Raw genomic sequence first — 3,512 nt, forward strand, 5'->3', positions numbered from 1 at the left:
CTGGTAGTTGATCACGACCATGGCGCTCTGGTCGTAGTTGTAATGCTTGAAGCGAGGCATGCCAACGACTCCTTGTCCGTTTGCCTGATCCTACCAAACCGGGGTGGAGATTTCGGGGTTTTTCTACAGCCTCAACGCTGAGCACAGCGGCGCCCTTGTAATGGAGGCGCAGCCGCAATGAAAAGGGCGTCCGGCGGACATCGGCCGCGAACTGCTGCGCCTTGTTAAAGGTTTTTGAGCACAGTTCTCGCTCTACAGGCCTGTAAAAATTGAAAGAGACCGAACCCAACCAAAAAAGCGACTGGCACGGTGGAGCTGTCCAAATCCACGTGCAAAAAACCGGCAACCGCTATGCAAAATAATGCGCCTAGAACGTACTCGTGAGGCGCATAGTTGTATTTAAACCTCAATGATTTTCCAAAAAGGCTTGAGTCAAAATCGACAGGAACCCCCAACTCTTCGGCTTGGGTTATGGCGAACCGATTTACTTTGGCACGGAAAAATGACCAATAGACGATTTCCTCACCGGGTAAAGCAATAACCTGAAAAGCCCTACCCGTTCCTGCTGTGACTTGAGTTATGCGCAGACCAGTGACCTCCGAGAGATCGCCAATTCTGATTGCTCCGTCCAGGAATTGCTTCCGTGCCATGACCCCCTGCCTACCTTTAACGCGGAGTGCAGTGGCGCGCTTTAGCGCGTCCGCTGACACGTATTGTTATGCTTTTTTGCGGCGAACTGTGGTGATAGCGGCATGCTCTACTACTGTCCATTCGCCACTATTGCGCGACAACCGCTTGCCTAACTTAGGATAATCGGTCACATCTTGCTCAAGACGCTGGCCGATAACCAGACAAACCAACGGCTCAGTACCATCGTTGAACATATCGTGAGCTTGGCCATTGATAGGACAGCCAATGAAATCTCCAGGGCCGATACGCTGCTGCTGATCTCCTAGCGTAGCAACGCCAGTTCCCGACAAAATATAGATGCACTCTTCTTCGTAATAGTGCACGTGGTATTCGGTCGAGTAATGGCCGGCGGGCACGAGTACCTGATGAACGCCTAGATTACGGAGCCCCACGGCGTCACCAAGGGACTTGTTGATTCGCAGAGCCTCCGGGTTCAAAAAGTGCTGTTTCTCGACACCCTCAAGCTGCTCGATTTCATTGGCCGATAGGTACATGACTTCCATATCTCCTTTGAGCATAACGCCCGCCATCACCGGTGACAAAACCGGCGCGAAGCAGAGGTTTTGGCATCCGGTGCATGGCTTGGTTATGCGCTCTCACGGATGGCACGAATATCCTCGATATCCACCGGCCGTGAGAGCGCAGATTTATACCGGATCAGATCTTCCTTCAGCATAAGGGGAAGCTCAAGACCCAGCAAATGCACCGTCGCATAGCGAGAAAAATCTATGTTGAGTGGAACCCACGTCTCGTTGCCTGCATCGAAGATTCGCGGACAGTCAGCGTTACCTACCTCCACTTTGATGCCTTCATACTTAAACTGGACGTAGGTTAGATCCCAGCCTTCCTCTTGGCGGTGAGCGGCGGCCTTGGATACAAATTCCTGGCCGGCCTGAACCACTGACGAAAAGTGCTCACAAGGGACGAAAAGGTCGATGTCATTCAGATCACGCTCAGAGCCATATCCCTTTGCAGCGAGTCCCCCACAGATCAGAAAAGGGATATTCCTATCTCTTAGTAACCCTACAATCCATTGGGCTGCCAAATGATGCACGCCTCCTCCTTTTGCGCATAACGCGAAGCGCACCGGCGGCCTTTACAGAGCGAAGCGGCGTAAAGGGCGTCCGAGTGCCGCGCATGGTTATGCATTAATGTTCGTTCCCGGAATAGACCCACATGGGCTCCGTTTTTCCGGCTCGCTCGAAACCCATTGCTTTGTAAAATTTGATGGCTTTGCCGTCTGCGGTGAGCATTTGCTGATGAAAGCCGCCGTAGACCCGCTGCATCGCTTCCACGATTTTCCGACCAACACCTTTTCCCTGGTGGTCCGGATGCACCAGTAAGTGAGGATAGTAAACCACCAAACTACCGTCTGAAATTGCGTTACCGAGGCCGACGAGCTCGCCACCAACCCTAGCGGTTACCAAGGTGTGCGAACCACGCAAAGCAGACATCAATTGCTCAGGCTTATCGGCAGATGACCACTGGTTCGAGCGATAAAGAGCGATGACTTCCTGCTCTCGTATCGAGCCGTTGAGTTCAACCTTTACTTCCATGTTCGGCTTCCTGATTTATGCATAACGCCAGCCATAAGCGGCGCCCTGACAAGGGCGTCCGGTGGAGGGCCAACGGCCCGGAACAACCTTAATGGCCTTGTTAAAATCTGCTACTCAATGAATCCGGCAGCGGACATCTCGTTAATGATTTTGTTTGCCAAACTCTCGGCAAAAACAGAATTGGTTATGTTCGCCAAGCCAGATGCAGAGGTACTGGCCTCCATGATGAAGGCCTTATGATTCGTATCCATATCAAACATGGTTATCGCGTAACCTTGCTGTCGACTGAAGGAATACATCGCCATAGAATTTGCGCTGCCCGAAACTGTATTGCCGTAAACTGTGGCAGATCCAAACGTTTGAGACCCCATATACTGGCTGTTCGTCGCACCTGAGCCTATGCCAACAACTAGCCATCCATCGATTCCATTCTGATCAATAATTTCGAAAATTCGAGGCTCCGAGTATTCCCTGGTAGGAGGAAACAATTCATCCTTGGTTATGCATTCGACTGACCTTTCCCTCAGACCGCTGCACAGCTCGGTGATCATTAATTCTTTGAATTCAAAATTCGCATTTGGCGCATCAACTAATATTTTCGAGTAGGTACGATCTCTGTGCTCAGGATCGATGTGCGTTTGCATTTTCGTTGTCGCACACCCCGTAATTAAGAGCACGAGAGGTATCAAAAATAGACTCTTCATCGATATCTCCGGAAGAATTTAACGCTGAATGTTAAGCGGCGCCTGCGGAGCGCAGCGTAGTAGGCGTCCGGCGGACGGCCGCCAGGCCGGTAGCTAACTTGAACGATTGGTTATACATAAGGCTACCACCCCCACCAATGCCAAACCTTGGCTATGCCGCGCCAGACACCCCCGAGAATAGACGGAAACAGTTTCGGGAGCAGCAACGCCAACACCGCGAAAACTACGATGCAGGAAATAAGGTAACGACTGCTGAGAAATCCATCCCAGTAGACGGCCAACTCCAAATTGACCCAGAGCCAAACGAACACTGCCGTTGGGATAGAGAAAAACAGCGATGCAAAAAGGCTGATCAACCTTGTTTCAATTGGCCCACCTTGGCCGCGATTCCTTGCCATGATCTATGAACATTCCTTGTGTATAACGAGGCCGTAGAAAAACCCGATTCCGAGTCGTTCCCAGCACCTGATTCCTAAAATTTTTGTAGCGGCCACCAGCTAGTCGATTCTCGCCATTCCGATGATCAGCCATCAATTTCGCCCATTTGATAAGGTTAATGCCG

Annotated in this window: 5 protein-coding genes; all 5 read right to left on the reverse strand. The window is 51.1% G+C overall.

Annotation, left to right across the window (positions count from 1 at the left end):
• Positions 1–224: 224 nt before the first annotated feature.
• Positions 225–650: a hypothetical protein gene (locus ABJM11_RS03890; RefSeq protein ID WP_348293647.1), complete on the reverse strand. Its 426-nt coding sequence runs from the start codon at positions 648–650 to the stop codon at positions 225–227.
• 66 nt (positions 651–716) lie between these two features.
• Positions 717–1,208, reverse strand: coding sequence for a cupin domain-containing protein (locus ABJM11_RS03895; protein WP_348293649.1), 492 nt, complete (start codon positions 1,206–1,208; stop codon positions 717–719).
• A 68-nt stretch (positions 1,209–1,276) separates the two neighbouring features.
• Positions 1,277–1,744 (reverse strand): nucleotidyltransferase, encoded by a 468-nt coding sequence (locus ABJM11_RS03900; protein WP_224849414.1) that lies wholly within the window; start codon positions 1,742–1,744, stop codon positions 1,277–1,279.
• 94 nt (positions 1,745–1,838) lie between these two features.
• Complete coding sequence (locus tag ABJM11_RS03905; protein WP_230834342.1) at positions 1,839–2,246, reverse strand: GNAT family N-acetyltransferase; 408 nt, start codon at positions 2,244–2,246, stop codon at positions 1,839–1,841.
• A 110-nt stretch (positions 2,247–2,356) separates the two neighbouring features.
• Complete coding sequence (locus tag ABJM11_RS03910) at positions 2,357–2,950, reverse strand: hypothetical protein (RefSeq protein WP_348293652.1); 594 nt, start codon at positions 2,948–2,950, stop codon at positions 2,357–2,359.
• Positions 2,951–3,512 lie beyond the last annotated feature (562 nt).

Origin of the sequence: Marinobacter sp., from assembly GCF_039977835.1 — a bacterium.
Lineage (GTDB): Bacteria > Pseudomonadota > Gammaproteobacteria > Pseudomonadales > Oleiphilaceae > Marinobacter.

Bases quoted from the DNA above. Each gene is read 5' to 3' on its own strand.
- ABJM11_RS03890 (WP_348293647.1), bottom strand. From the start codon at position 650: ATGGCACGGAAGCAATTCCTGGACGGAGCAATCAGAATTGGCGATCTC.
- ABJM11_RS03895 (WP_348293649.1), bottom strand. From the start codon at position 1,208: ATGCTCAAAGGAGATATGGAAGTCATGTACCTATCGGCCAATGAAATC.
- ABJM11_RS03905 (WP_230834342.1), bottom strand. From the start codon at position 2,246: ATGGAAGTAAAGGTTGAACTCAACGGCTCGATACGAGAGCAGGAAGTC.
- ABJM11_RS03910 (WP_348293652.1), bottom strand. From the start codon at position 2,950: ATGAAGAGTCTATTTTTGATACCTCTCGTGCTCTTAATTACGGGGTGT.